This is a genomic window from Streptomyces sp. NPDC043427 (genome assembly GCF_056436655.1).
The window spans coordinates 186,433-212,887 of record NZ_JBWKCC010000004.1; the positions used below are offsets into that span (position 1 = coordinate 186,433).

A 26,455-nucleotide genomic window follows, 5' to 3' on the forward strand; every position below is an offset into this window, starting at 1 on the left:
AGGCACGGCCGGGTCCTCAGGTCGACAGTATTTCCAGCTCGCTCCGCAGGTTGTAACGGGCCGTCGCCTCCCACTTCTCCTCGCCGTACGGCGTCCTGAACAGCCGTGGCAGGGAGAGGAGTTGGCGCAGGATCTCCGCGCGGCCCGCGCGGAAGGCGTCGCTGGGGACGAAGTGGTACTCCTCGCGGACGGCGGCGGTGTACGCGGCGTACGCCGACGGCGCCGACGCGAGGATCGCCAGGTCGGCGTCGCACAGCACCTGCCCGTCGCGGTCGTCGTCGGTGGGGGCGTGGGTGACGGTGAGGCGGACCAGCCTGGCCACCTCGGCGGTCTTCGCGTCGGTCACCCCCGCCTCGGGCAGGGCGCGTTCGGCGAGGCGGGCGGAACGCTCCTCGTTCTCGGAGCGGTCGGGGAGGTAGACGGCGTCGTGGAACCAGGCGGCCAGCCGCACGACGTCCGGGTCGTCGGCGTGCTGCTCCAGTACGTCGACGTGGTCGAGGACCGCGGTGAGGTGCGCGAGCGTGTGGTAGCGGCGCTGCGGTTCCTGCCAGCGGGCGATCAGGTTGTCGGCGTAGGGGAGGGGGTCCGGGCCGGTGGCCGGTCCTCGGGCTCCTTCCAGGGCCTGGGCGAAACGGGTGCGCAGGGCGTCGAGATCGGCCATGCCCTCATTCTCGCGCGTGGCCGCTCGGCGCGCCCTGGTGCTCCGGTCACAGCACTAGGGTCTTTCGTTTGGATCAGGCCGGATCAGGCACCGGGGCCCGCGAGCCCGGCATGATCCAAACGAGAGGCCCTAGCGTGGACGCCATGACGACGAGTGACGTGCTTGACGTACGCGACCCCGAACTGCCCGGACGGCTCCTGGTGAGCGAGCGGGACGCCCTCATACCCCTGCTGCGGGCGCGGCCCGCCACGGACTTCGCCCTGCCGGTCGCCGCGTGTCCCGGCTGGAGCGTGCGGGACGTGCTGGCGCACTGTTCGTCCGCGCTGATGCGGGTGGTGGAGAGCCGGTTCGAGGAGGGGGTGTTCTCGCCGGAGTCCAACGACCGGGACATCGCGGAACGGGCTCAGTGGTCCGACGCGCGGGTCGTGGACGAGCTGGAGCGGGGGATGACCGAGGCGGGGCCCGTGATCGCCAAGGCGGGCGGGGTGCTGGACGGGATCGCGCTGGGCGAGTGGGTGCACGCCGGTGACGTACGGGAGGCGTTCGGCGAGCCGGGGGCCTACGCCGGAGCGGGGCTGCCGGACGCGCTGACCCTGCTGGGCCGCATCACCCGGGAACGGGGGCATGTGCCGCTCCAGGCCGACCTCGACGACCTGGACGAGCCGCTGCGGCTGGGCGGTGTTCCCGGGGACCGGACCCCGGCACGGTTCATCGGCGCCGCCGCCACGCTCGTACGGCTGTACTCGGGGCGTTCCGCGGCGGGGGCGTCGTACGAGCTGGTGGGCGTGGAGGAGGGGGAGCTCAACATCTTCTGAAGCGGCGAGTCCGGGGGCGTAGTCTTGGGCACAATTGGACTAGACCTATAGGTGCCGTGCCTGAGACGAATGGGGTCCCATGAGCAAGCGTGCAGTCCTGGAGGTGATCGCCCTCGACGTCGAGGACGCGGTCGCCGCCCAGGCCGGAGGCGCGGACCGCCTCGAACTGGTCACCGACATGGCGGCCGACGGGCTCACCCCGTCGCCCCGGACCGTGGCCGGCGTCCGCGCCGCCGTCGACATCCCGCCGCGCGTGATGCTGCGGCTGGCGGACGGGTTCGCGGCGGGGGACGTGGCACGGCTCGTCCGGGTCGCGCGTGAGGTGCGGGACGCCGGGGCCGAGGAGTTCGTGCTCGGGTTCCTCGGCGCGGACGGCGGGGTGGATCTGGACGCGGTGGAGCGGGTCGTCGGCGTGCTGGACGGGTGTCTCTGGACCTTCCACCGGGCGATCGACCGGGCCGCTGACCGCGACGCGCTCCGTAAACAACTCGACGGGCTCCCCGGCCTCGACGCCTACCTCACCGCCGGCTCGGCCACCGGCGTCGACGACGGCCTCCCCACGCTGCTCGCCGAGGCGGCGCGGCGCGGGGAACCCGGCTACGAGCAGCGCATCCTGGTGGGCGGCGGCCTGCGTCTCGACCACGTCCCGCCCCTCCTCGCCGCCGGCGTCGACGCCTTTCACATCGGCGGCGCGGCCCGCCCCGACGGCTGGGCGGGGCAGGTCTCGGCGGCGGCCGTGGCGGAGTGGCGGAGGGTGCTGGACGGGGGCGAGGAGGGGAGCGGGGCGGCCTGAGCGCTTGGGTCGGTGGTCGAGGGGTCGGGGGTGGGCTGGCCGCTCGGAGCGCCGGTGATCGAGGGGTCGGGTGTGGTCTGGCCGCTCGGAGTCTTGCTGGGGCCGGCGGGGGTGGTCAGGCCGGTCGGGGTCGGCTTGCGTGTCGTCAGTGCCGCCACGGCCGTGGCGAACAGTGCGATGCCCGCGCCCGCGAGCAGGAACCAGCGCTCCCCGAAGAGGGTGAGCGCCAGGCTGCCCGTGCCGCCCGCCGCGGCGATGCCCAGGTAGATCGCGCTGCTGTTGAGGGCGATGAGGGCGGGGGTGTTCGGTGGGTCGAGCGAGGTGACCCGGGTGATGAGGGCGACCGCGAGGGTCCAGCCGATCAGCGGGGTGAGGGCGGAGGCGGCCAGGGCGGTGGGGAGGGTGCGCAGGGTCCAGGGGGAGGCCGCGGCGATGACGACGTACGCCCCGCTCGCGCCGAGGATCACCGCCCGCGCGCTCCACTTGTCCATCAGGCGGCCGCCCAGCGACGAGCCCGCGACCGAGGCGACACCGCTGACCAGGAGCAGCAGGGTGAGCTTGTCCTGGGAGCCGTCGGTGGCCGGCAGGGTGGCGACCGCGAAGTAGATGTTCGTGGTCTGGAAGGCGAGGAAAACCAGGAAGGTGGTCAGGGCCGCGCCCAGGACACGGGAGTCGCCCAGCGGGGCCAGCCGGTCGCGCAGGTCCAACGTGTGCGCCGGCTGCGGCAGTTCGCGCAGGAGGAGGCCGAGGCCCGCGAACGCCGCCGCCCCCAGCGCCGTCACCAGCCACATCGTCAGCCGCCAGTCCGTCCGGCCGAGCCAGGTGCCCAGCGGCACCCCGAGCGCGGTGGCCACGGTCAGGCCGCCCATCACGACGGCGATGGCCCGGCCGCGCCGCTCCGGCGGCACGAGCGAGGTGGCGACCGCGTTCGCCGTGGGCGTGTACAGCGCCGCTCCCGCCGCGGCCAGGACCCGCGTCGCGAGCAGGACGCCGTACGAAGGGGCCAGTGCGGTCAGGGCGTTGGCGAGGGTGAAGACGGCGAGGGCGGTGAGCAGGGCGCGGCGGCGGGGCCAGCGCGCGGTGGCCGTGGCGAGTACCGGGGCCAGTACCGCGTACGCCAGGGCGAAGACGGTCACCATCTGTCCGGCGACCGAGATGGAGACGTCCAGGTCGCGGGCGACGAGCGGAAGAATGCCGACCGTCACCATTCCGTCGGTTCCCACGGCGAAGGTGCCGAGGGCGAGCAGGAGCAGTCGTAGGCGCACGTTTCCCCCAGGTGCGTCCGGCGCGAGAGCGCGCAATGGTTTGACGTTGGTCAAACAATAGGGATTGTTGGATGATTGTCAAACAGTTTGGAGAGGGGTGTGCCCGTGAGTGCGGACGGTGAATGGCTGCCGCAGCCCGACGTGAACGACATCGAGCTGGTCAGGGTGTTGCACGCGCTCGGCGACCCGGTGCGGCTGCTGTTGCTGCGGGAGTACGCGCACGGTGAGCCGCTCAGCTGCGCGCCCGAGGAGCTGGGCGTCGGTCATCTGCACAAGTCGACCGTCTCGCACCACCTGAAGATCATGCGTGAGGCCGGGATCACCTCGACCCGGGCGGTCGGCCGCAACCGCCTGGTGCAGCTGCGCCGCGCCGACCTGGACGCGAGGTTCCCCGGCCTCCTGGATGCGGTGCTCAAGGCTCTGCCTGATTAGGCGAGTTGCTCCGGCAGTGCGGCCGTGTGCGTGACGATCAGGCCGGAGACGGCTCGGGTCAGGGCCACGTACAGGCGGCGCAGGCCCGTGCGTTCGTCCGGCTCGCCGTCCACGACCGCCCCGGGCTCGTCGAGCACCACGTAGTCGTACTCCAGGCCCTTGGCCAGCGACGCCGGGACGAGGGTCAGCCGGGTCTCCCGCGTGGTCTCCTCGCCGGGGGCGAGATACGGGATCCCGGCCGCCGTGAGCGCCTCGGCGAGCGCCGGGATGCGCGCGTCGGCCGCGATCAGGCCCGTCGAGCCCTCGTTGCGCAGCAACTCCTCGCAGGCGGCGACGACGTCGGCGTCCCCGGAGGACGGCCGCAGGTCGAAGAAGCCCGGGTTCTCACGCACCGACGCGACCGGGGTCAGGCCCGGCGCGATGTGCGGGAGCAGCCGGGAGGCGTACGAGATGACGTCCGTCGGCACACGGAAACCGGCCGTCAGCTCCTCGACCACGGCGTCGGACTTGCCCAGGTGGGACAGCGCCTCGTCCCAACTCCGGGTCGCCCAGGGCGTGGTGCCCTGCGCCAGGTCGCCGAGGACGGTCGCGGAGCCGGTGGTGCAGCGGCGGCCGACGGCCCGGTACTGCATGGGGGAGAGGTCCTGCGCCTCGTCGAGGACCACGTGCCCCAGGGAGTGCGTGCGCTCGACGACGTCCGTCACCTCGTCGATCAGCACCGCGTCTGCGGCCGACCACTTGGCGGACCTCACCGACCGCACCGGCTTCGCCCACAGGATCGTCTTCTGCTCGTCCTCGCTGAGGATCCCCGCCGCGTGCTCGGCGAGGAAGTCCGCGTCGGTCAGCAGCCGCAGCACCAGCTTCGCCGGGTCGACGGCCGGCCAGACCGCCTTCACCGCCGCCTTCACGGCGCTGTTGCGGGCGACGGCGTCCTGCACCCGGTCGTCCGGCGCCTCCCCGGCCCGCTCCATCTGCACCAGCACGGCGTGCGCGATGCGCTGCGGCAGGGCCTCGCGGGCGGCGCCGTAGCGGATGTCCCGGTTCAACAACTCACGTACGACATCCTCGAGTTCGTATGCCGGAACCCGCCACCTTCGTGAGCCGCGCACGACGACGACCGGCTCGGTGGGCATGGTCACGTGCGAGTAGACGGCCCTGCGCAGCACCTCGGCCATCCGCGCGTCGCCCTTCACGATCGCGGCCGCCGCGTCGTCCGTGCCCTGGACCTCGACGTGTGCGACCAGGTCGTCGACGGTGGCCTGCTTGACCGCCAACTCGCCCAGGGCGGGGAGCACTTGCTCGATGTAGTGGAGGAAGGACCTGTTCGGTCCGATGACGAGGGTGCCGGTGCGGGCGAGCCGCTCACGGTGGGCGTAGAGGAGGTAGGCGACGCGGTGCAGGCCGACGGCGGTCTTCCCGGTGCCGGGGCCTCCCTGGACGCAGACGCTGCCGGAGAGCCCGGAGCGCACGATCTCGTCCTGCTCCGGCTGGATCGTCGCCACGATGTCCCGCATCGGACCGACACGCGGCCGCTCGATCTCCTGCTGGAGCAGCTTGCTGGTCGTCGCCGCCTCGGACGGGTCGGAGAGGTGCTCGTCCTCGTACGCCGTGAGGTCGCCGCCCGTGTAGCCGAAACGGCGGCGCAGGCCGACGTCCATCGGGTCCTTCTTCGAGGCCCGGTAGAACGGCTGCGAGACCGGTGCGCGCCAGTCGATGACCATCGGGTCGCCCTCGCCGTCGTGCACATGCCGGCGCCCGATGTAGAAGCGCTCGCCTTCCGCGCCTTCCGCCTGCTCCGCGCCCGGCGCGTGCAGGTAGTCGAGCCGGCCGAAGAACAGCGGGGTGCCGCTGAGGTCGGCCAGCGCCTTGATGCGCTCCCCGATCTGGCGCTCCAGGATCTGGGCGTTGACCCAGTTCGCGGTGACGTCGCTGATGTCGAGCGCCTCGACGTCTTCCCGCATGGCCCGCAGGGCGGCCCGGGACGCGGCGAGATGGGACCGCTCCCGGGAGAGGGGATCGTCAACGGGCGAGTCGTCTGCGGGCATGGAGTCGACGGGCGTGGACAAGGGGGTGCCTCCGGAAGGACCTGCGGGACGGGCGCTGTGGGATGCCGACCGGTTTCCGTCCGGACGGCGGCACTCCGAGAGGAGGCGGGCAAGAGCGGAGATTGTAGGGGAGCGGCGCGGAGGCGCACCAACGGTTTTCCGTCCTCCCGCGGAGGGCGCCCCCCTCATCCCTCAGGAATTGACCATGACCGGCGCCGGCAAGCGCGGGCCCTGCACCGCTCGACCCCTCACGCCACCCGCGTGAACTCCACCGTCACCTCCGGCAGGCCTCCGGCCACCCCCCGGTACACCCCCTTGTGCGGGGTCACGTCGTCGTAGTCGCGGCCGCGGCCGACCACCACGTGGGACTCGTCGGTGCGGGTGCGGTTGGTGGGGTCGTAGCCCGTCCAGTCGCCCGCCCAGTACTCGACCCAGGCGTGGCTCTGGCCGGCGACGGGCCGGTGCAGTTCCGCCTCGCGTTCGGGGTGGAGATAACCGGAGACGTAGCGGGCGGGCAGGCCGAGGCCCCGCAGGAGGCCCAGGGTGAGGTGGGCGATGTCCTGGCAGACGCCCGCGCCCTGCTCCCAGGCCTCGGCCGCGCTGGTCGTGACGCCCGTGGAGCCGGGCACGTAGGAGACGCAGTCGGCGACCAGGGCGGAGACCGCGGTCGCCGTCTCGTGCGGGTCCAGGCCCGCGGCCGTCTCCCGCGCCCGCTCCACCAGGGCGTCCGCGACGGCCGTACGGCGGGTCGGGGCCGCGTACTCCAGGAGACGGGTGCGGGACGTCGCCTCGGCCACCTCCGCCCAGGAGGGGGCGTCCGGCAGCGGGCCCGGCGGGGCTGTCTCCACCAGGCTCGACGCCGTGATCGTCAGGTCGGCGTGCGGCTCCATCAGGTCGAAGCCGGTGACCTGGGTACCCCAGTAGTCCCAGTAGGACCAGGTGGGCGTCGACGGGTTCACCAGGACCCGCGCGTCCAGGGTCGCCTGGCTGGGGAGGGTCAGGGGCGTCATCCGGACCTCGTTGTGCGAGGAGGCCGCGGGCTGGGCGTACGAGACGCGGGTGACATGGCGGATCCGCAGGCGGCGGGTGGCCGGCAGTGTCCCCTTCGTGCTCCCGGTCATGGGGGTCGCGGGGGTCATCGTCACGCTCCTTCCTGGGCCCACTCGACGAGCCCCTGGTACGGGAAGAACTTCTGTGCCACCGCGTCGGCGGACGCCATGCAGGCCCCTTGCAGATCCCGCAGCAGGACGGGCAGCCCGCCCTCCAGGGACCGGGAGTCGAGGTACTCCAGATGTGTGCGCATCGCGCCGATCGGGCGTCGCGCCGGGTCCTGGCGCGGGCGGCCCAGCGCCGCCAGGCACTCCTCCGCCGTGGTCAGCGCGTGCAGCGCCGAGCGCGGGAAGTCCCGGTCCAGCAGCAGGAACTCGGCGACCTTCGGGCTGTCCCCGAAGCCGCCGTACACCCGCGCGTACGCCTCGTCCGCGCCGCTCGCGCTCAGCAGGGTCGGCCAGTCGGGCGCGTGGGCCGCGTCCAGTACGCGCACGGCCAGCAGCCGCACGGTCATGTCGACCCGCTCCAGGCTCCGGCCCAGGACGACGAAGCGCCAGCTGTCGTCCCGGCTCATCGTGGAGTCGGCCAGGCCGAAGAACAGGGCCGCCTGTCTGCGCACCAGCTCCAGGTAGGCGTACGGGCCCGTCCGGCGGGCCGCCAGCCGCTGGTCGGCGAGGGCGTGCCAGGTGGAGTTGAGGCACTCCCACATCTCGGACGAGACCGCTTCGCGGGCGCTGCGGGCGTTGAGCCGGGCTGCGCCGAGCGCACCCTCGATCGAGCCCGTCGAGCGGCCGTCGAAGGCCAGCTGGTCCAGCACCTGCTGCATGTCGCAGGGGCCGGAGCCCGCATCGACGCCCAGGATCGCGTACAGGGACCGGCAGGCGGCGTCCTCGTCGCGCCACGGATCCTCGAGGAGCCGGTGCAGATACGCGTCGAGGATGCGGCCGGTGGCGTCGGCACGCTCCACGTACCGCCCCGTCCAGGTCAGCGCTTCCGCTATGCGGGAGAGGATCACGTCGTTCACTGCTGCTGCCCCCCTTGCTGTACGGCGGTGTGGGTGCCGTCGGGTCCGAGCTGGCGCGGGGCCTTCTCCGGCAGCGGGCCGCCCACGGCGGGGGCCGGCGGCTCGGCGAGGCCCTCCGCGAGGACCCAGGTGTCCTTCGAGCCGCCGCCCTGACTGGAGTTGACGATGAGGTTGCCCTCCTGGAGCGCGACCCGGGTCAGCCCACCGGGCAGCACCCACACCTCACTCCCGTCGTTCACGGCGAACGGCCGCAGGTCGATGTGGCGGGGCGCCATGCGCTCGCCCGCCAGGGTGGGGGAGGTGGACAGGGCCACCGGCCGCTGCGCGATCCAGCCGCGCGGATCGGCGGCGACGGCCGCGCGGGTGCGTTCCAGCGTCTCCTTGTCGGCCTTGGGCCCGATGACGATGCCCTGCCCGCCGGCTCCGTCGACCGGCTTGATGACGAGCTGGTCGATCTGGTCGAGCACAGCCTCCAGCTGCCCTGGTTCCTCCGGCCGGTACGACTCGACGTTCGGAAGAATCGGTTCCTCGCCGAGGTAGTAGCGGATCAGATCAGGTACGTACGTGTAGAGCAGCTTGTCGTCGGCGATGCCGTTGCCCACGGCGTTGGCGAGGGTGACGTTCCCGGCCATCGCCGCGCCCATGATCCCCGGGCAGCCGATCACCGAGCCGGGCCGGAAGTGCAGCGGGTCGAGGAAGTCGTCGTCGAGCCGTCGGTATACGACATGGACGGGCATCTCGCCGCGCGTGGTGCGCATCCACACCCGGTTACCCCGGCACACGAGGTCATGTCCCTCCACCAGCTGCACGCCCATCAGCCGGGCCAGCAGGGCGTGTTCGAAGTAGGCGGCGTTGCTGGGCCCCGGGGTGAGTACGACTACGCGCGGGTCCCCGATGCCGTCGGGCCCGGCCGCCCGCAGCGCGGCCAGCAGCTTCTGCGCGTAACCGTCCACCGGCAGTACCTGCTGCTCGGCGAAGAGCGAGGGGAAGATACGGGTCATCGCGCGCCGGTTCTCGATGACGTACGAAACGCCGGACGGCACGCGGACGTTGTCCTCCAGCACCCGGAAGTCGCCCGCCTCGTCCCGTACGAGGTCGATCCCGGCGACGTGGATGCGTACGCCTCCCGGTGGCTCGACCCCGTGGGCGGCTCGGTGGAAGTGGTGTGAGTTGAGAAGCAGCCGCCAGGGCACGACCCCGTCCTCGAACGCCCGGCAGTTGCCGTAGGCGTCCCCGAGATACGCCTCCAGTGCCCTGACCCGCTGCGTGACCCCGCGCTGGATGAGGTCCCACTCCATCGCGTCCAGAATGCGGGGCAGCAGGTCCAGCGGCCACGGCCGTTCCTCGCCGGCGAAGGCGTAGGTCACGCCGCGGTCGGTGAAGGCCCGGGCCATCTGGTCGGCCTTGAAGCGGAGTTCGGCTGGTTCGATGGGCTGCAGCGCCGCCAGTACCGGTTTATAGGCGGTTCTGACCTCCCCGGGCCGCACGAACATCTCGTCCCATGCGTCGGCCAACGCGTACGCGTCAAATATGTCCGCCATGGACTGACGGTAGGTGCGGTATGTAACGCGCTGATCTCCGATTGCTTTCGGCCATATGACAGGTGATCGAGCACTAGGGAGCTTCCCCTCCTCCCCCCGGGGGGCACGGATCAGCCCCAAGGACTACGCGGCGGCGACGGAGGTTCGGCCCGAAGACCGATGCCGTTCTCATGTCCGGAAACCCACCATGGAGACATGAGTACAGCGACCTTCACCCACGCCACCGCACCGGGCCGCCCGTCCGGTGCCACCCCGCTCGGCGGAAGCCACCGCCACCGCCTCGGTGACGCCCTGCGCGCCGTCAAGGTGTTCGCGAGTGCCGCCTTCGACGTCCTCGTCCTCGGTGAGTACGGCGCCGAAGCCGGCGTCCGCCGCAGGTAGTCACCCCACGGTCACTCCACGCCGGCGGTCAGCCCTCCGCCAGCAACTCGTCCGCGTCCATGATCCGGTACGCGTAGCCCTGCTCCGCCAGGAACCGCTGGCGGTGCGCCGCGAAGTCCTGGTCGATGGTGTCCCGCGCCACGACCGAGTAGAAGTGAGCCTGATGCCCGTCCGCCTTAGGCCGCAGCACCCGCCCGAGCCGCTGAGCCTCCTCCTGCCGTGACCCGAACGTCCCCGACACCTGGATGGCGACCGTCGCCTCCGGCAGGTCGATGGAGAAGTTCGCGACCTTCGACACCACCAGCACGCTGATCTCGCCTTCCCGGAAGGCGTCGAACAGCTTCTCCCGCTGGGCGTTGGACGTCTCACCCTTGATCACGGGCGCGTTCAGATGCTCGCCCAGCTCGTCCAACTGATCGATGTACTGCCCGATGACGAGGATCTGCTGCCCGGCGAAGCGCCGCACGATCGCCTCCGTCACCTTCCGCTTCGTCGCAGTCGTCGCACAGTAGCGGTACTTCTCCTCCGTCTCGGCGGTGGCGTACGCGAGCCGCTCGGAGTCGGTCAGGTTGACCCGTACCTCCACGCAGTCGGCGGGCGCGATGTACCCCTGCGCCTCGATCTCCTTCCACGGCGCGTCGAACCGCTTGGGCCCGATCAGCGAGAACACGTCAGACTCGCGCCCGTCCTCCCGGACGAGGGTCGCGGTCAGGCCCAGCCGCCGCCGCGCCTGGAGGTCCGCCGTGAACTTGAAGACGGGCGCGGGCAGCAGGTGCACCTCGTCGTAGACGATGAGCCCCCAGTCCCGCGAGTCGAACAGCTCCAGGTGGGGATAGATCCCCTTCCGCTTCGTCGTCAGCACCTGGTACGTGGCGATCGTGACGGGCCGGACCTCCTTCCTCGTCCCGCTGTACTCACCGATCTCGTCCTCGGTGAGCGACGTCCGCTTCACGAGCTCGTGCTTCCACTGCCGTGCGGAGACGGTGTTGGTCACGAGGATGAGCGTGGTCGACTTCGCCTGAGCCATGGACCCGGCCCCGACGAGTGTCTTCCCGGCTCCACAGGGCAGGACGACGACCCCACTCCCGCCGTGCCAGAAGTTCTCCACGGCCTGCTTCTGGTACGGCCTGAGCGCCCACCCGTCCTCGGCCAGCTCGATCGGGTGCGCCTCACCGTCCACGTACCCCGCGAGGTCCTCAGCGGGCCAGCCCAGCTTCAGCAGCGTCTGCTTGATCTGCCCGCGCTCGGAGGGGTGCACGGCGACCGTGTCCGGGTCGATCCGGGCGCCGACCAGCGGAGCGATCCGCTTCGACCGCAGGATCTCCTCCAGCACCGGCCGGTCGGTGGTCGTCAGCACCAGACCGTGCGCCGGATGCTTGCTCAGCGTCAGCCGGCCGTACCGGTCCATCGTCTCCGCGATGTCCACGAGCAGCGCGTGCGGCACCGGATACCGGCTGTACTCCACCAGCGCGTCCACCACCTGCTCGGCGTCATGCCCCGCCGCCCGCGCGTTCCACAGCCCCAGCGGCGTCACCCGATACGTGTGGATGTGCTCCGGCGCCCGCTCCAACTCCGCGAACGGCGCGATGACCCGACGACAGTCGTCGGCCCGCTCATGGTCGACTTCCAGAAGCAGGGTCTTGTCGGACTGGACGATCAGAGGTCCGTTCACGCGCGGCACACCCTTTCCACAACGGTCAAACGTCCAGTCTGCCCTATGGCCCGACGATCACCGTCAGTCGTCCGCGAGCTCCGCCACCCCCGTGATCCGGTGCAGGGGGTACGTGCGGACCTCGTCCGCCGTGTGGTCGTAGGCCGTGACGAAGCCGCCCTCGACGCGGACGGGGGCGATGACGCGTTGGCTGGCCGTGCCCTCGGCGTTGACGTAGCCGATCCAGAGGGTGTCGCCGGTGAGGACGGCGGCCTGCATGGTGGCGAGGGTTTCGGCGGAGCTGGTGCGGGGGAGCGCGCCGCCGGTCGGCGGGGGGTCGGCGGAGGTGGCCTTGCGGGGGGTGGTGGAGGCGAGGTCGCCGGCGCGGATCGCGCGGAGGGCGGCGGTGAGGAGGGTGGCGTCGGGGACCGGGGGTCCGTCCGGGACCGGCTCGGGGGCCGTGCGGGCCGGGGTGCGGTGGGCGTGGGCGCGGGTGATCAGGACGTCGCCCTCGGCGGACTCGGCGGCGGGCGCGAAGCCCATCGCGCGCAGGCCGTCGAGGAGCGTCGCCGGATCGGCCTGGGCCGCGAGGACCGTAGGGGCGAGGCGGCGCAGGCGCAGGGCGGCGGCCCGCTTGTCGGCGAGGATCTCGTTCAGTACGGCGTCGTCGTCGCAGCGCACGTACGCCGAGGCCGCGCCCACCCGGAGGTGCCCGTGCCTGCGCGCCACGTCGTCGATGAGGTACGCCAGCGGCTGTGGCACCGGCGTGCGGGAGTGCGCGGTGAGGAAGGCGTGCAGGTCGGAGGCGCTCCGGCCGGCGTCCAGGGCCCGGCGCACCGAGGCGGGCGTGAAGCGGTACACCGTCGCCCCGCCCTTCGACTCAACGTCCGCGAGGACACCCAGCATGTCGGCCAACGGGCGTCGCAGGGGGCCCGGCGCCACCGCGGTCAGGTCCGCCTGGAGCAGGACGTGGTCGAGCGGTTCGGGGAGGAGGGGGGCGAGGAGACGGGCGGCGGCCGCGGAGGCCACGGCCTGCTCGGCGGAGGAGAGGGGCTCCGGGGGTGCGGGGCGGTGGTGGTGGACGGGCAGCTTGTCACCGGGGCCAAGGGGGCCGGTGGGGGCGGTGGAGCCGGTGGGGCCGCCTTCCGCCGGGGCCTCGTGCGGTTGCCGCTGTGACCGTGACGCCGTCGCCCCGAGCAGGGCCCGGCCGTGCGCCGACAGGGCGCCTCGGCCCGTCACGCCCAGCAGTTCCGCCTCGGACAGGGTCCAGCGTGCCAGGCGGCTGCGCAGGTCGTCCTCCTGTTGCGGGCCGCGCAGGGGGCGTTCCCAGCGGAGGCGGGCCAGGACCGACTCGGTGGCCGGGGCGGCGCCCTCGGGGAGGGCCGACAGCAGGGTCAGGACGCGGTGACGGACCTCGGGCGCGGCCGAGCGGTCAAGACCGGGACCCAGCGCCGACAGCGCCCGGTCCTTCGCGTCCCGGCCGCCGACCAGCCCCGCCGTCCGGGTCGCCGTCAGCCACGCCTCGGCCAGCCGCGCCCAGCGCTGCGCGGCGGGCTGCTCCAGCCACTCGTCGTACGCCGGTGTCGCCGCGTACCGCTCGTCGGCCTCCCCGTCCGACGCCAGCAGCCCGGCCGCGTACGCCAGCTCGACCCAGAACGCGGCGATCGGCTCGGACATGTCGAGGGCGACGGCGGTCCGCTTCAGGTCCCGCACGCTGAGCCCGCCCGCCCGCAGCACCGCGGGCCCGCCCTCGTCCCAGTCCTTCAGCAGCTCCTCGACGGTCGCCAGCGCCGTGTACGCCTGCCCGGCCGCCGTCGCGTCCACGATCGGCGGGCGGTGCGCCGCCGTCGACTCCACCGCGGGAGGCACGGGCTCGGGGGCCCGGTGAGCGCGGCCGTCACGCAGGTGCAGGGCCACTTCGCGCGGGAGTACGACCGTCCCCGGCGCCGTCGGCACCAGCAGGGCACGGTCGAGGAGCCAGCGCAGGTGGGCGGCGGGGGCGGCGGTGACCTGGCCGTACGGCGGGCCCCAGACCAGCCGTGACAGGACCTCGCGCGCCTCCTTCGGGGCCTCGGCGAGCAGCGCGGCCATGCGCTCGCGGTCGTTGAACAGGGCCGCGAGCGAGGCCACGGCGGAGACCGCGTCGTGCGTGGAGGGCAGCCCGGCGGTGGTGACGATCTCCTGGATCCGGCCCGGCGACATACCCGCGGTCGACTCCTGCACCGTCGGGCCGAGGCCGGTCGGCGACGGGTGCTGAGGGGAGGGGGCGAGCAGCTCACGGGCCGTGCGCACGAGACGCAGCCGGTCATCGCCGCCCCAGACCAGCGCCTGCACGCGCAGGGTCGCGAGAGCGGCGGGGAGCGCCGCGGTGACGGCCGGGTCGCGGTCGTCACCGGCCATCAGGCCGAGCAGCTCGTCGTACGGCGCCGGGTCCGCGGCCACGGCCAGGGCCTCCGCGGTCTGCAGGGCGAAACGGTCCAGGTGTTCCAGGGCGCGGACGACGGAGGCGCGGGTGCCGGCGCGGGTGGCGAGCTGCGTGAGGTCGGTGGGGACGGGGGTGATGAGGTCCGGGCGGGCACGCAGGAGGGCGGCCAGGGAGACGTCGTCCCTGGCGCGGAGCGCTTCCGCGAGGGAGCGGGGCGGGGTGTCCGGGCTGCTCATCCGACCCACGGTAGCGGGTGGGCACGACGGTGGGGGGTGGCGTCCTCGAACGCCGGACGGGCTGGGAGATGCCGACCTGCGCTACCTTCGTCCCCCATCGGGTAATCCAACGCACCCGCCCCGGAGGGGCTTCGTGGGGATCGAGAGTGACCAGGTCGTCTTCGAGTATCTGAGTCGCGTCGGGGACGTGGCTCAGCAGCGGCAGCTGCCGTCGGCCGCGCGGATGCGGCTCGTCTCGGAGTTGCGCAACGAGATCGACCGGCGCCGTTCGAAGGCGACCGTGGACAGTCCCGCGGCCGTCCGCCGCATCATCGACCGCCTCGGCAGCCCCGACGACGTCGTCACCGCCGCGGCCGGCGGAGCGGAGAGCGTCCCGCAGGCGCCGGCCCCCTCCGTCCCCGTACAGCGCGACGGGGAGACGCGGGAGGAGCGGCCGAAGGGGATCCGGCGCGTCGTACCGCGGCCCCGGCCGCGTCCCGCCGCGCCGAGTCGCCCGGCGTCCGACGGGCCGTCCCCGCCGCATCTCGCGAGCGCGGAGGAGCTGGGGAGCGGGGTGGGCCGGCCGGACTGGTGGCAGTCGGACGGGGGCAGTCCCTTCGGGCTCGGCGACGAGGTGCCCGGGTTCGTCGGTGGCGTGGAGATCCCCGATCTGCTCAAGCCTCCGCCGCCGAAGGAGCCGAAGGGGGACCCGGCGAAGGCCGCCGCGGAGAAGGCAGCAGCGGAGAAGGCGGCGGAGGCCGCGGCAGCCGCCGAAGCGGTCGAGGAAACGGTCGTCGTGCGGCGGCGGCTCCCGGGGCTGCGGCCCGGCAACTGGAGCAACCCCCTCCTCCTGATCGCCGCCGGCTGTCTCGTCGCCGGCGCGGTGCTCGGCAACTGGTTCGTGCTGATCCTCGGTTGGCTCATCGCGTACGCCTCCCGCCGGTTGACCCCCACGGAGTCCAAGCTGGCGGTGATGGGCGTGCCGGGCCTCGCCGTCACCGCCGGGCTCGTCTGGCTGTGGGGTCGTACCAACGGCCGTTGGGGCACCCCCATCGCCGAGGGCCACATGAACGAGGCGGTCGCCGAGACCTGGCCGTGGGTGGTGCGGGGGGCGGCCGTCGCGTCGGCACTGTTCCTGGTGTGGCGCTCCCAGCGACAGAAATAGTCAGAAATAGTCGGAAGCGGACAGTGATAGTCGGAGCTGGACAGCGGTAGGCGGCAGCCCCTCGGGCGGTCCCCAGCGGCAGACCCGACAGAGCGGCTGGGCACAATGGCCCATATGGCCTCCACGAGCTCACCCGCCCTCACCGTCGGCTTCGATCTCGACATGACCCTCATCGACTCCCGGTCCGGAATCCACGCCTGCTTGACCGCGCTGGCGGAGCGGACCGGGACGTACATCGACGCCGACCTCGCCGTCACGCGGCTCGGGCCGCCGCTCGCGCAGGAGTTGGGCTACTGGTTCCCGGCGGAGGAGGTGGAGGCCACCGCGGACCTGTACCGCGCGATGTACCCGGGCGTCGCCATCGCCGCCACGCCCGCGCTGCCCGGCGCGAGGGAGGCGATCGAAGCCGTGCGGGCGGCGGGTGGCCGGGCGATCGTCGTGACCGCCAAGTACGAGCCCAACGCCAAGCTCCACCTGGAGCACCTGGGCATCGTCCCGGACGTGGTGGTCGGCGACCTGTGGGCCGAGCAGAAGGCGCAGGCGCTGCGTGAGCACGGCGCGGGCGTGTACGTCGGCGACCACGAGGGCGACGTGCGGGGCGCCCGGGCGGCCGGTGCCCTCTCGGTCACCGTGGCGACCGGCCCGTACGGCGTCGAGGCACTGCGCGCGCTCGGCGCCGACGTGGTCCTCACGGACCTGACCGCGTTCCCCGGGTGGCTCGCCGGCTACCTCGACGCGCCGCGCGCCTGACGCCGTCCCGCCGCGATCGACTGGAGCACGCCGGCACCGGCCAGCAGGAAGCCGACGCCCATCAGCATGCTCAGCCCGAACATGTACGTCGGAAAAGGCGACGTACCGAGGAGGAACGGGGCCACGGTGACGAGAGTGGCCACCGTACCGATGAAGAACACGACGGCACCGGCTCGGATCATTCGGTCACCGGGAGCGGCGGAATTCGTTTGGGTTTTGTCACGCACTCGACCAGGGTAGTTCCCTGCGCGAAGGAACAACCGGGCGACGTCTTGTCACCCGCCCGGAGACCATTAGCCTTGGTACCGGCGGGTCCCGATGACCCGCCCCAGTGCGTTAATAGGCAGTTTTCCGACGAGTACGAGGACGAGGACAGACGTGCCCACCGGCAAGGTCAAGTGGTTCAACAGTGAGAAGGGCTTCGGCTTTCTCTCCCGCGACGACGGCGGTGACGTCTTCGTCCATTCCTCGGTCCTCCCCGCCGGAGTCGAGGCGCTCAAGCCCGGACAGCGCGTGGAGTTCGGAGTCGTCGCAGGTCAGCGCGGCGACCAGGCCCTTTCGGTCACCCTCCTCGACCCGACGCCCTCGGTCGCTGCCGCCCAGCGCAAGAAGCCGGACGAACTCGCCTCCATCGTGCAGGACTTGACGACCCTCCTCGAGAACATCACGCCGATGCTCGAGAAGGGCCGCTACCCCGACAAGGTCTCCGGCAAGAAAATCGCGGGCCTGCTGCGCGCGGTCGCCGACCAGCTGGACGTGTAGAACCCGTCGGCGCCGGTCACGGAAAGTCGAGTGCGTTCGGGCCGAGGGGCGGAAGCAGTCCCTCGGCCGCCGCGCGTGTCAACAGTCCCCTGACCGCCGCGTAGCCGTCCTCGCCGAGGTCGGCGGTGAACTCGTTGACGTACAGCCCGATGTGCTGGTCGGCGACGGCCGGATCCATTTCCTGGGCGTGCTCCATGACGTACGGGCGGGACACCTCGGGGTCGTCCCAGGCCGCGCGCACGGACGTCCGGATCGAGTCCGCGAGCAGCCGCAACGCGTCGGCCCCCAGCGACCGCTTCGCGATGATCGCGCCCAGCGGGATCGGCAGCCCGGTCGTGCCCTCCCAGTGCTCGCCCATGTCGGCGAGCTTGTGCAGCCCGAAGTTCTGGTACGTGAACCGCGCCTCGTGGATGACGAGGCCCGCGTCGACCTTTCCGTCCCGTACCGCCGGCATGATCTCGTGGAAGGGCATCACCACGATCTCGCCGACCCCGCCCGCCCGTCGCCCACCACCACCCTCAACCGAGGGCCCTGCGGGCCCGCCCGCCTTGTTTCCAACCGTGTCCGCGGCCCACAGCCGGAACAGCAGATACGCCGTCGACCGCTCGCTCGGCACGGCGACCGTACGACCGGTGAGGTCCACTCCCTCCTCCCGCGCCAGCACCAGCGGCCCGCAACCCCGGCCCAGCGCGCCCCCGCAGGGCAGCAGCGCGTAGTCGCCGAGGACGTACGGCAGCACGGCGTACGACACCTTCAGCACGTCGAACTCGCCGCGCTCGGCCATGCCGTTGGTGACGTCGATGTCCGCGAAGGTCACGTCGAGGGCGGGCGCGCCGGGGATGCGCTCGTGGGCGAGGGCGTCGAAGACGAAGGTGTCGTTGGGACAGGGCGAGTACGCGATCCGCAGGGGCTCACTGGTCATGCCACTTCCAACCTTCCAGTACGGGCGTGAGCTTCCCGAAGGCCCCGGTCAGGGCCGCCAGCGCGTCGCCGATGCGCCAGGCGGCGCGGTCGCGCGGGCCGACGGGATTGGACACCGCGCGGATCTCCAGCACGGGCACACCGTGCGCGACGGCGGCCTCGGCGACCCCGAAGCCCTCCATGGCCTCGGCGAGGGCGGCGGGGTGACGGGCGCGCAACGCGGCGGCCCGTTCGGCGGTCCCGGTGACCGTCGAGACGGTCAGCACGGCGCCGGTACGCGCTCCCGTGGCGGCCGCGGTCTCCCGTACGAGTGAATCCGGTGGCCGGTGGGTGACGGTGCCGAAGCCCAGGTCCGTGACCGGCAGGAAGCCCTCGGCGGTCTCCGCGCCCAGGTCTGCGGCCGTGATCGCGTCCGCGACGACGAGGGAGCCGACCGGGGCCTCGGGGAGGAAGCCGCCGCCGATCCCGGCCGACACGACCAGGCCGTAGGGGGCGCCGTCGAGGGCGGCCGCGGTGAGGGCGGTGGCGGTGGAGGCGGCGGCGAGCGCGGGGCCCACGCCGCCGGCGAGCAGGTCGAACCCCTCGCCGACGGGGTGCAGGGTCACGCCGGGCAGCCGCACCTCACGACCGGGGGCAGCGAAGGCCTGCGCCACCGCGTCCCGCTCCACGGGAACCGCGGTGGCGACCAGCACCCGAAGGCCAGCGGCAGCGATCAGTCGTCCTTCTTGAGCTTGAAGGTCCACAGACCGGTGACCGTCTGGCTCTCCTTCTTGCCGTCGCCCGCGCGGATGGAGACCAGCGTGGAGTTGCCCTGCGCGCCGTACTGGGCGTTGAAGAACACGCTGCCCGGGATCTCGCGGTAGGTCTTGGCGCTGTCCTCGGTCAGCTGCTGACCGTTCATCAGGATCGTCCACCGCTTGTCGGCGACATCGGGGTCGACGCCGATGCGCACCGTCTCGTCCGGGTCGACGGAGATGGACTTGACGCCGGCGGAGTCCTTGAGGCACTTCGCCAGATCCGCGGCCTTGAGGGTGTCCCCCTCGCCACCGCAGGTGGCCTCCTCGCTGACCGAGGAGCGACCGACGGTGATCGTGGACGTCGGCGTCGGCTTGTCGCAGGCCGACAGGACGAGCAGTCCGGCGGAAACGGCGCCGGCGGCGGCGACGGCGCGGCGGCGTCGCACAGACACGGATTGCATCGAGGTCATGGCCGAAGGCTATCGGGCACGTCCACCCTGCTCCCTACGTGGGGTGCGGCATCGCTGTGTGTCAGGGCGTGTGGCGCTCTAGGGTCTTTCGTTTGGATCAGGCCGGACCCCGCGAGCCCGGCATGATCCAAACGAGAGGCCCTAGGCCACGCGGGTCCGAGCCTTCCCACCGAGCCGGGCCGAGCGCAGCAGCCCCCGTACGGTCGTCACCCAGGCGATGGCCACGATGCCGGCGGCCACCGACAGGCCCAGCGTGCCGTTCAGCGGCATCGCGATACCGATCGCGCCGCCGAGCACCCACGCCACCTGCAGCAGCGTCTCGGAACGCGCGAACGCCGAGGTGCGCACCAGCTCGGGCACGTCCCGCTGGATCAGCGCGTCCAGGGACAGTTTGGCGAGGGCCTGCGCGAACCCGGCGAACGCCGCCAGGCACGCCACCAGGAACGCTCCGAAGAAGACTGCCGCTATGATCGCCGCGCCCAGCACCACGGCGACGACCGTCACGATGATGATCTCCGGTGTACGGGTCCGCAGCCACGCCCCGACCGCCGTGCCGAGCGCGTTGCCCACGCCCGCCGCGACCGCCACCATCCCCAGCGACACGGCCGCGCTCTGACCGGTCAGCGGATGCTCGCGCAGCAGGAACGCCAGGAAGAAGATCAGGAAGCCCGACAGACAGCGCAGCCCCGCGTTGGCGCCCAGGGCGTGGGTGACGGCGATACCGACCGTCCGCAGCCCCGGCCGCTTGACGGGCTGCCGGTGCGGTCCGTGCAGGTGCTGTTCGTCCGCCGCGAGCAGGGCGGTGTCCTCGCCTTTGGCCGAGTCGACCTTCGGCGGCAGGGAGAACGACAGGAACGTACCCGCCAGGAAGATCACGAAGGCGCCGTAGAGCGGCCAGCGCGGGCCGATCGCCTGGAGCCCGGCGCCTATGGGAGCGGCCACCCCGGTGGCGAGGAGCCCGCCCAGCGTGACCCGGGAATTGGCCTTCACGAGCGAGAAGCCGGGTGGCAGGAGCCGCGGCACGACCGCACTTCTCACCACCCCGTACGCCTTCGACGCGACGAGCACGCCGAGCGCGGCCGGGTACATCTCGATGCTGCCCGTGATGACCGCGCCCGAGAGCACCAGAGCGAGCAGGGCACGGGCGAACATGGCGCCCGCCATCGCGGCGCGCCGGCCGTGCGGCAGACGGTCCAGCAGGGGGCCGATCACCGGGGCGAGGATCGTGAACGGGGCCATGGTGATCGCGAGGTACAGCGCGACGCGGCCGCGGGCCTCGTCGGTGGGCACGGAGAAGAAGACGGTCGACGCGAGCGCGACCGTGATCATCACATCGCCGGCGCCGTTCACCCCGTGCAGTTCGATCAGCTTGCCGAGGCCGGACTCGCCCGCTCCGTGCGCGTGCGTCGCTTTGCGGATGCCGCGCGCGGTGCCGGTCAACGGGAAGTGCAGGGCACGCCCGAGCGCCCGGACGGCCCCGCCGACCCGGCCCGAACCGTTTCCCCGGCTGCTCCCCTTGTACCCCTTGTCCCCACCGATCCCGGTGGCGCCCTGGGGTGTCCTCGCGGCTGCCACTCCGTCATAGTGCCCCGAGATGGGCGCGGGTAGTGCGGTGTGCGCGCGGATGGGGGTGGGGTTTCGTCGGGGGGCCGGGGTGGCCGGGCGGGGGTTTCGGCAGAGCTTGGTTGTGGATTCGGTGCCGTTCCGGCGTGAAACAGCGCACAAATGTGGCGGGAAGCGGCACGGGGATCTTCGAGAAGGGGTGAAGAAGCCCGTCGGTGTAGGCCGAGCGGCGGCGAACAGGTAGCGTGCGTAGCGCGCCGTGGCGATTGTTCTCGGCCGCGCGCCTCCCCGGCATCCCGCAGAATGGATGACAGAAGGCGTGCCCGAGCGCGATCGGGCGCGGACGTCGACGCGGTCCCTTGGTCCGCTCCGTCCGCACCCGCCGCCTTCAGGCCGGCGCACCGAGAGACGGCGTAGGAGAGAAGCGATACCTGTGAGCGCAGCGACAACGCGAAGCCGCACCCCCGACCGCCTGTGCGCCGAGGCCGTCGACCTCGCCCGCGCCGCCGCCGAGGAGGCCGCGGCGCCCGGCGTCGTCGGCGAGCATGTGGGGCTGGTGTCCGAGGGCGATCGCGTTGTCACGCACTTCTTCGAGTGCAAGGAGCTCGGGTACCGCGGCTGGCGCTGGGCCGCCACGGTCGCCCGTGCCTCCCGCGCCAAGATCGTCACCCTCGACGAGGTGGTCCTGCTCCCCGGCCCCGACGCCGTGCTCGCGCCGGAGTGGGTGCCGTGGAGCGAGCGGCTCCGTCCTGGGGACATGGGTCCCGGTGATCTGCTCCCCACGGACGCGGAGGACCTGCGTCTGGAGCCCGGCTACTCCGGCGGGGACGAGCCCCTGCCCGACTCGGCCGTCTCGGCGGAGATGGCGGAGCTGGCGGAGGCGGAGGACGCGGAGGTGACGGCGGGGCCGCCCTCGAACCTCACGACGGCTCCGGTCCGGGGCTCCATCGCGGCGGTGGCCGAGGAGCTCGGCCTGCGCCGCGCCCGCGTCCTCTCCCGTTACGGCCTCCACATCGCCGCCGACCGCTGGGAGGAGGCGTTCGGCCCGAAGACGCCGATGGCCCAGGCGGCCCCCGCGGCCTGTTCGAGCTGTGCCTTCCTCGTCCCCATCGGGGGCTCGCTCAGCCAGGCCTTCGGTATCTGCGCGAACGAGTTCGCCCCGGCCGACGGGCGTGTGGTCTCCCTGGCGTACGGCTGCGGCGGCCACTCCGAAGCAGCGGTCATGCCGAAGCCGCCCCGGCCGGCTCCGCCGGTGATCGACGAGACCCGGGTCGACCCGTTCCCGCTGCGTCCGGCGGCGGACTCGGGGTCGGTCCCGGCGGTCGCCGACGAGGACGCGGCGGAGCTGGGGCACTCGTAGGGAGTCCTGAGAGTCCTGGGCGTCCGGCTACGCGTCCGTGAAGACCTCGTCGGCGGTCGTGGCCGTGACGGCCCGGTCGAACCAGCGGCCGAGCACGTCGAGGTCGTCGCAGGCGGTGATCCGCTCGCGGGCCTCGGCGGGCACTTCGACACCGCGGCGTTCCAGGAGCCGGAGGATGTCCTCGGCCCGGCCCTGGGCGCGGCCCTCGTCGCGGATCTCCTCGGAGAGCGGGGACTTGAAGAAGGAGAGGTCGGCGGCCATCAGGTTCCTCCACTGTTGCGCGGACGGGCGCTTGCCCAAGCCCTGCGCGGTGAGTTCGGCAAGGATGATCGACAGATCCTGGGGTGCCTCCCGCAGGGCGGCGGAGAGTGCCTTCGGTATGGCAGCGATGTCCGGGTCTGCCGCGTGGGTGATGGCGGAGAGGGTGGCCAGCGCGAGGTCGGCGCGGGCCTCGGCCGGGTCGGTGATGACCGGCATGTTGTGCCGCCCCAGGACGACGGGCCGCAGGGTGAGAGTGGGGAGCTGGGGAGGCCCGCTGGCCACCGGTCGCTGGGCCCACTCGGCGGTGGCCCGGTCCTGGCACACGACGACGAGCGCGGTGGGCAGCCGGTACTTGGTCCACAGGTACGAGGTGTAGTAGGCCCAGTTCGCCGGTTTGTCGGGGTCCTTCTTGCTCTGTGCCTCGACGGCGAGAAGGATGGCGTCGTGCTCAGCGGTCTGAAGGCGCAGGAGTGTGTCCACACGGCGTTCGACGGGACTCGTCTCGGTGAGGTCGGTGGGCAGGACGGTGACCGTGACGGGCGCGGGAATGGTGAGCCCGAGCCTGGAGCTGCGCTACGGCATCATCCGGGCGCAGGCTCTCACTCCGCGTGAGTCGACGGCCTTCATCGAGCAACTGCTGGGGGAATCATGATCCGCAAGTCCTCGGCCGGGGGCGCCTCCGACCTGGCGTGGTTCAAGAGCAGCTACAGCAGCAGCAGCGAAGGCGACTCCTGCGTCGAGATCGCCGCCACCCCCGGCACCGTCCACGTCCGCGACTCCAAGCACGTCGAGGGGCCCCGGCTCGCACTCACCCGGACTGCGTGGGCGGACTTCCTTACGTACGCGGTCCAGGGCTGACGAACGGCTCTCTTCGGCGGAGCCGGTGACGGCGGGCGGGCGGCGCGTCCGTGCCGTGTGGGCGGTACCTTCGTCCCACGCCGATGAGGAGAGTGAACGTGAGCAAGTTCGTGCGGCCGGCTGCCGAGGGTGCCGATCCGTTCGGGACGGCGCGACTGCGGCGCGGTGTCCTGGACGCCTGGGCCACCAGCCCCGCCCGCTTCCGCGAGGACGCCAACGCCGAGGAGGATCTGGTCCTCGGTGGCTATCGGGACCGGCTCGTCGTGGAGCTCGCTCAGAACGCCGCTGATGCGGCGGCCCGGGCCGGTGTCCCCGGGCGGCTACGGCTCACCCTTCGGGACGGGGTCCTCGTCGCCGCCAACACCGGTGCGCCCCTGGACGCGGCCGGTGTCGAGTCGCTCGCCACCCTGCGCGCCTCGGCCAAGAGGAACACCGGTGAGGGCGCGGTCGGGCGTTTCGGGGTCGGGTTCGCCGCTGTGCTCGCCGTGACCGATGAGCCCGCCGTCATCGGGCGGCACGGTGGGGTGCGGTGGTCGCTTGCCGAGGCTCGGGAGCTGGCCGCCGACACCGCTCGGCACAGTCCTGGGCTCGGTGACGAGATCCGGCGCCGTGACGGGCACGTGCCGCTGTTGCGGCTGCCGTTCGCCGCCGAGGGGAGCGCCCCGGAGACCTACGACACCGTCGTCATCCTTCCACTGCGTGACGCCGCTGCCGCCGATCTCGCCGAGCGGCTGCTCCACTCCGTCGATGACGCGCTTCTGCTTGCCCTTCCCGGGCTCGAGGAGGTTGTCGTCGAGGTCGGTGACGGGAGTCCCCGGACCATCGGGCGGCGCACCGAGGGTGCCTTCACCGTCGTGGACGACTCCCGGGACGGGATCAACTACTGGCGTACCGCTGCCGCGCACGGGGCGCTCGCGGCCGAGCTCCTCGCCGACCGGCCCGTGGAGGAGCGGCTGCGGCCCCACTGGTCGGTCACCTGGGCCGTGCCTGTGGACTCGGACGGGAGCCCGGTTCGGCCTCGTACGAGCCCCGTCGTGCACGCCCCGACTCCCAGCGACGAGCCGCTCGGGGTGCCCGCGCTGCTGATCGCGTCCTTCCCGTTGGACACCACTCGGCGCCATGCCGCGCCCGGTCCGCTGACTGACTTCCTCGTGGAGCGGGCGGCGGACGCGTACGCCGAACTCCTCGGGGACTGGCGGCCGGTGTCCGCCGGGATCATCGACCTCGTTCCCGGGCCGCTGGGCAAGGGGGAGCTGGACGGCGCGCTGCGCCGGGCGATCCTGGAGCGGCTGCCGCGGACCTCGTTCCTGCCGCCCGCCGTCGAGCCGGGCAAGGACGACGGCGACGACCTGCCCGAGTCCCTGCGGCCCCGGGACGCCGAGGTCGTCGAGGGCGCTGGTGTCGACACCGTGCGGGTCCTCGCCGAGGTGCTGCCCACCCTGCTGCCCGCCGGGCTGGAACGCCGGGTGGAGCTGCGCACGCTGGGGGTCGCCCGGGTGCCGCTCACCGACGCGATCGACCGGCTGGCCGGGCTGGAGAAGGCTCCGGAGTGGTGGCACCGGCTCTACGACAGCCTGGCCGGTGTCGATCCCGACCGGCTCTCCGGGCTGCCCGTGCCGCTCGCTGGGGGCACCTCCCAGACGTTTGGTACTGGGGGAGGGCGGACCACCATCGGGCCCCGGCAGGTGCTGCTGCCCACCGCGGACGCGGCCCGTATCGATCCGGAGGTCCTCGCCCGGCTCGGCCTCAAGGTCGCCCATCCGGACGCCGCCCATCCGCTCCTGGAGAAGCTCGGCGCCCTGCCCGCGACCCCGCGTGCCGTTCTCACCACCCCGCAGGTGCGTGCCGCCGTCGCCGCCTCCCTCGACGACGAGGGCGGGGTGAGCTGGGAGGAGGACGCCCCGGACGCCGAGGAGCTCGCGGACACCGTCCTCGCCCTGGTCCGGGACGCCGGCCTCGAACCCGGTGACGAACCCTGGCTCGGCGCCCTCGCCCTGCCCGACGAGGACGGCGAGCTGTCCCCGGCGGGCGAACTCGTCCTGGCCGGCAGCCCCTTCGCCCAGGTCATCCGCGAGGACGAACTGGCCGCCGTGGACGCCGAGCTGGCCGAGAAGTGGGGTGAACAGCCGCTGGCCGCCTGCGGTGTGCTCGCCGATTTCGCCCTGGTCCGCGCCACGGATGTCGTTCTCGACCCGGACGAACTGGAACCCCGTGACGGCGACTTCGCCGAGCCCGACGACGCCGGGCTGCTCGACGCCGTCGACGTGTGGTGCGAGGACATCCTCGACCGGTTCCCGGACACGCCCGTACCGCCGGTGGCGACCGAGCTCGTCGCCGTGCGCGACCTCGACCTCGTCGACGACGACCGCTGGCCCCAGGCCCTTGCCCTGCTCGCCCAGCCGCCGCTGCGCGACGCCCTCACCCAGCCGGTCCGCATCCTGCTTCCCGACGGCACCCACGAGGTCGTACGGCCGTACACGGCATGGTGGTTGCGCGGGCACCCGGTGCTCGACGGCCGTCGGCCGGCCGGTCTGCTCGCCGCCGGCGGGGACCCCCTGCTGCGGGGGCTGTACGAGGAGGCCGACGCCACCGGTTTCGACGACGAGCAGGTGCTGCGGGCCCTGGGGGTACGTACCTCCGTGGCCGCGCTGCTCGACGAGCCCGGCGGAGCCGCCGAGCTGCTCGAACGGCTCGCCGACCCGGAGCGTCCCGTCACCGCCGCCCAACTGCACGGCCTGTACGGCGCGCTGGCCGAGCTGGACCCCGAGCAGGTGACCCTGCCGGAGGAGCTGCGGGCCGTGGTCGACGGGCGCGTGGAGGTCGTGGACGCGGCCGACGCCGTGGTCGTCGACTCGCCCGACCTGCTGCCGTTCACCACGGGCGTCCCGCTGCTGCCCGTACGGCCGTCGCGGGCCGCCGAGTTGGCCGAGCTGTTCCAAGTGCGGCGGCTGAGCGAGTCCGTCACCGGCGAGGTGAACTCCGAGGGCACCGAGCACGACGTACCGGAGTCGGTGCGGGTGCTGCTCGGGCCGCTCACCCCGGCCACGTACGTCGAGCACGAGGAACTCGTCGTGGACGGCGTGGAGATCGACTGGCGGCTCACCAACGACGGCGTCCTGCACGCCTCGACCCTCGAGGGCGTCGCCGCGGGTCTCGCCTGGGCGGCGGGTCAGTGGCCGCGCCGCTTCGAGGTGGCGGCCCTGCTGGAGGACCCGTCCCGGACACAGGAGTTGGCGCGGGACCGCTGGTTCGACTGACCGTCTGCCGGTGCCCGCCGGGTCACACCGGTGGGCGCCGCACGGCCGTAAAG

The 26,455-nt window shown here is 72.7% G+C and carries 23 protein-coding genes and 2 pseudogenes; 11 read left to right on the top strand and 14 right to left on the bottom strand.

Translation table 11 applies throughout. The features are described from left to right. Positions 1-16: 16 nt before the first annotated feature. Entirely contained in the window at positions 17-661 is a 645-nt protein-coding gene (locus tag AC067M_RS10535; RefSeq protein ID WP_478696612.1) for an HD domain-containing protein, read from the bottom strand. 143 nt (positions 662-804) lie between these two features. Here AC067M_RS10535 and AC067M_RS10540 point away from each other — a divergent pair, with 143 nt between their 5' ends. Both AC067M_RS10540 and AC067M_RS10545 read left to right on the top strand, forming a co-directional pair. Next, positions 805-1,476 carry a maleylpyruvate isomerase family mycothiol-dependent enzyme gene (locus AC067M_RS10540; RefSeq protein WP_478696613.1) on the top strand — a complete coding sequence of 224 codons (672 nt, stop codon included), beginning with the start codon at positions 805-807 and terminating at the stop codon, positions 1,474-1,476. A 79-nt stretch (positions 1,477-1,555) separates the two neighbouring features. Then, positions 1,556-2,269, top strand: a complete 714-nt coding sequence (locus tag AC067M_RS10545) for a copper homeostasis protein CutC (protein ID WP_478696614.1) — start codon at positions 1,556-1,558, stop codon at positions 2,267-2,269. Here AC067M_RS10545 and AC067M_RS10550 read toward each other — a convergent pair. After that, positions 2,155-3,534, bottom strand: a complete 1,380-nt coding sequence (locus AC067M_RS10550) for an MFS transporter (RefSeq protein ID WP_478696615.1) — start codon at positions 3,532-3,534, stop codon at positions 2,155-2,157. The genes AC067M_RS10545 and AC067M_RS10550 overlap by 115 nt on opposite strands. A 105-nt stretch (positions 3,535-3,639) precedes the next feature. On the opposite strand from AC067M_RS10550, the gene AC067M_RS10555 reads away from it, so the two are divergent. Next, entirely contained in the window at positions 3,640-3,966 is a 327-nt protein-coding gene (locus AC067M_RS10555) for an ArsR/SmtB family transcription factor (protein ID WP_478696616.1), read from the top strand. Here AC067M_RS10555 and AC067M_RS10560 read toward each other — a convergent pair. From AC067M_RS10560 to AC067M_RS10575, 4 genes are all read right to left on the bottom strand, one after another. Continuing rightward, entirely contained in the window at positions 3,963-6,011 is a 2,049-nt protein-coding gene (locus AC067M_RS10560; RefSeq protein ID WP_478696871.1) for a HelD family protein, read from the bottom strand. The two genes, AC067M_RS10555 and AC067M_RS10560, sit on opposite strands and share 4 nt — an antisense overlap. A gap of 248 nt (positions 6,012-6,259) precedes the next feature. After that, positions 6,260-7,150 (bottom strand): transglutaminase family protein, encoded by an 891-nt coding sequence (locus AC067M_RS10565; protein ID WP_478696617.1) that lies wholly within the window; start codon positions 7,148-7,150, stop codon positions 6,260-6,262. A gap of 2 nt (positions 7,151-7,152) precedes the next feature. Continuing rightward, positions 7,153-8,085, bottom strand: coding sequence for an alpha-E domain-containing protein (locus tag AC067M_RS10570; protein WP_478696618.1), 933 nt, complete (start codon positions 8,083-8,085; stop codon positions 7,153-7,155). After that, positions 8,082-9,626, bottom strand: a complete 1,545-nt coding sequence (locus AC067M_RS10575) for a circularly permuted type 2 ATP-grasp protein (protein ID WP_478696619.1) — start codon at positions 9,624-9,626, stop codon at positions 8,082-8,084. The genes AC067M_RS10570 and AC067M_RS10575 overlap by 4 nt, the downstream gene beginning before the upstream one ends. A gap of 195 nt (positions 9,627-9,821) precedes the next feature. Here AC067M_RS10575 and AC067M_RS10580 point away from each other — a divergent pair, with 195 nt between their 5' ends. After that, on the top strand, positions 9,822-10,007 hold the full coding sequence (locus tag AC067M_RS10580) for a hypothetical protein (protein ID WP_478696620.1): 186 nt from the start codon (positions 9,822-9,824) through the stop codon (positions 10,005-10,007). Between the two features lie 28 nt (positions 10,008-10,035). Here AC067M_RS10580 and AC067M_RS10585 read toward each other — a convergent pair whose 3' ends face one another. Together AC067M_RS10585 and AC067M_RS10590 are read right to left on the bottom strand one after the other, a co-directional pair. Further along, positions 10,036-11,679, bottom strand: a complete 1,644-nt coding sequence (locus AC067M_RS10585) for a DNA repair helicase XPB (protein WP_478696621.1) — start codon at positions 11,677-11,679, stop codon at positions 10,036-10,038. Between the two features lie 63 nt (positions 11,680-11,742). Continuing rightward, positions 11,743-14,319, bottom strand: a complete 2,577-nt coding sequence (locus AC067M_RS10590) for a helicase-associated domain-containing protein (RefSeq protein ID WP_478696622.1) — start codon at positions 14,317-14,319, stop codon at positions 11,743-11,745. Positions 14,320-14,452: 133 nt separating this feature from the next. Between AC067M_RS10590 and AC067M_RS10595 the strand changes: the two genes are divergently transcribed. Beyond that, a complete protein-coding gene (locus AC067M_RS10595) occupies positions 14,453-15,463 on the top strand; it encodes a hypothetical protein (RefSeq protein WP_478696623.1) in 1,011 nt (336 codons plus the stop codon). Positions 15,464-15,568: 105 nt separating this feature from the next. Further along, positions 15,569-16,213 (top strand): HAD family hydrolase, encoded by a 645-nt coding sequence (locus AC067M_RS10600; protein WP_478696624.1) that lies wholly within the window; start codon positions 15,569-15,571, stop codon positions 16,211-16,213. On the opposite strand, the gene AC067M_RS10605 is transcribed toward AC067M_RS10600, so the two are convergent. Further along, positions 16,189-16,440, bottom strand: a complete 252-nt coding sequence (locus AC067M_RS10605) for a hypothetical protein (protein WP_478696625.1) — start codon at positions 16,438-16,440, stop codon at positions 16,189-16,191. The genes AC067M_RS10600 and AC067M_RS10605 overlap by 25 nt on opposite strands. Before the next feature lie 151 nt (positions 16,441-16,591). Between AC067M_RS10605 and AC067M_RS10610 the strand changes: the two genes are divergently transcribed. Then, positions 16,592-16,975 (top strand): cold-shock protein, encoded by a 384-nt coding sequence (locus AC067M_RS10610; RefSeq protein WP_478696626.1) that lies wholly within the window; start codon positions 16,592-16,594, stop codon positions 16,973-16,975. Positions 16,976-16,991: 16 nt separating this feature from the next. On the opposite strand, the gene AC067M_RS10615 is transcribed toward AC067M_RS10610, so the two are convergent. From AC067M_RS10615 to AC067M_RS10630, 4 genes are all read right to left on the bottom strand, one after another. Next, on the bottom strand, positions 16,992-17,897 hold the full coding sequence (locus AC067M_RS10615; protein WP_478696627.1) for a 1,4-dihydroxy-6-naphthoate synthase: 906 nt from the start codon (positions 17,895-17,897) through the stop codon (positions 16,992-16,994). Then, positions 17,887-18,588, bottom strand: coding sequence for a futalosine hydrolase (locus tag AC067M_RS10620; protein WP_478696628.1), 702 nt, complete (start codon positions 18,586-18,588; stop codon positions 17,887-17,889). Before AC067M_RS10620 ends, AC067M_RS10615 begins: the two co-directional genes overlap by 11 nt. A gap of 20 nt (positions 18,589-18,608) precedes the next feature. After that, the gene (locus tag AC067M_RS10625; protein WP_478696872.1) at positions 18,609-19,094 is read right to left on the bottom strand and encodes a DUF2771 domain-containing protein; all 486 of its coding nucleotides are present in this window, start codon (positions 19,092-19,094) and stop codon (positions 18,609-18,611) included. Between the two features lie 150 nt (positions 19,095-19,244). Then, positions 19,245-20,678: an MFS transporter gene (locus AC067M_RS10630; RefSeq protein ID WP_478696629.1), complete on the bottom strand. Its 1,434-nt coding sequence runs from the start codon at positions 20,676-20,678 to the stop codon at positions 19,245-19,247. Positions 20,679-21,099: 421 nt separating this feature from the next. Here AC067M_RS10630 and AC067M_RS10635 point away from each other — a divergent pair, with 421 nt between their 5' ends. Next, a complete protein-coding gene (locus AC067M_RS10635; protein ID WP_478696630.1) occupies positions 21,100-22,026 on the top strand; it encodes a DUF3027 domain-containing protein in 927 nt (308 codons plus the stop codon). A 27-nt stretch (positions 22,027-22,053) separates the two neighbouring features. On the opposite strand, the pseudogene AC067M_RS10640 reads toward AC067M_RS10635, so the two are convergent. Beyond that, positions 22,054-22,857, bottom strand: a pseudogene (locus AC067M_RS10640) (RpnC/YadD family protein); the annotation flags it as partial. Between AC067M_RS10640 and AC067M_RS10645 the strand changes: the two are divergent. The 3 genes and pseudogenes from AC067M_RS10645 to AC067M_RS10655 form a co-directional block, all read left to right on the top strand. After that, positions 22,850-22,939 (top strand): annotated as a pseudogene (locus AC067M_RS10645) (transcriptional regulator); the annotation flags it as partial. The pseudogenes AC067M_RS10640 and AC067M_RS10645 sit on opposite strands and share 8 nt — an antisense overlap. Continuing rightward, the gene (locus AC067M_RS10650; protein WP_478696631.1) at positions 22,936-23,145 is read left to right on the top strand and encodes a DUF397 domain-containing protein; all 210 of its coding nucleotides are present in this window, start codon (positions 22,936-22,938) and stop codon (positions 23,143-23,145) included. The pseudogene AC067M_RS10645 and the gene AC067M_RS10650, both read left to right, overlap by 4 nt. A gap of 98 nt (positions 23,146-23,243) precedes the next feature. Continuing rightward, positions 23,244-26,402: a sacsin N-terminal ATP-binding-like domain-containing protein gene (locus AC067M_RS10655; RefSeq protein WP_478696632.1), complete on the top strand. Its 3,159-nt coding sequence runs from the start codon at positions 23,244-23,246 to the stop codon at positions 26,400-26,402. Positions 26,403-26,455: the final 53 nt, after the last annotated feature.

Excerpts from the sequence above, each read along its gene's own strand:
- AC067M_RS10600 (WP_478696624.1), top strand. The coding sequence starts at position 15,569 with ATGGCCCATATGGCCTCCACGAGCTCACCCGCCCTCACCGTCGGCTTC.
- AC067M_RS10545 (WP_478696614.1), top strand. The coding sequence starts at position 1,556 with ATGAGCAAGCGTGCAGTCCTGGAGGTGATCGCCCTCGACGTCGAGGAC.
- AC067M_RS10560 (WP_478696871.1), bottom strand. The coding sequence starts at position 6,011 with ATGCCCGCAGACGACTCGCCCGTTGACGATCCCCTCTCCCGGGAGCGG.
- AC067M_RS10565 (WP_478696617.1), bottom strand. The coding sequence starts at position 7,150 with ATGACCCCCGCGACCCCCATGACCGGGAGCACGAAGGGGACACTGCCG.
- AC067M_RS10650 (WP_478696631.1), top strand. The coding sequence starts at position 22,936 with ATGATCCGCAAGTCCTCGGCCGGGGGCGCCTCCGACCTGGCGTGGTTC.
- AC067M_RS10535 (WP_478696612.1), bottom strand. The coding sequence starts at position 661 with ATGGCCGATCTCGACGCCCTGCGCACCCGTTTCGCCCAGGCCCTGGAA.
- AC067M_RS10575 (WP_478696619.1), bottom strand. The coding sequence starts at position 9,626 with ATGGCGGACATATTTGACGCGTACGCGTTGGCCGACGCATGGGACGAG.
- AC067M_RS10615 (WP_478696627.1), bottom strand. The coding sequence starts at position 17,897 with ATGACCAGTGAGCCCCTGCGGATCGCGTACTCGCCCTGTCCCAACGAC.
- AC067M_RS10590 (WP_478696622.1), bottom strand. The coding sequence starts at position 14,319 with ATGAGCAGCCCGGACACCCCGCCCCGCTCCCTCGCGGAAGCGCTCCGC.
- AC067M_RS10625 (WP_478696872.1), bottom strand. The coding sequence starts at position 19,094 with ATGCAATCCGTGTCTGTGCGACGCCGCCGCGCCGTCGCCGCCGCCGGC.
- AC067M_RS10580 (WP_478696620.1), top strand. The coding sequence starts at position 9,822 with ATGAGTACAGCGACCTTCACCCACGCCACCGCACCGGGCCGCCCGTCC.
- AC067M_RS10540 (WP_478696613.1), top strand. The coding sequence starts at position 805 with ATGACGACGAGTGACGTGCTTGACGTACGCGACCCCGAACTGCCCGGA.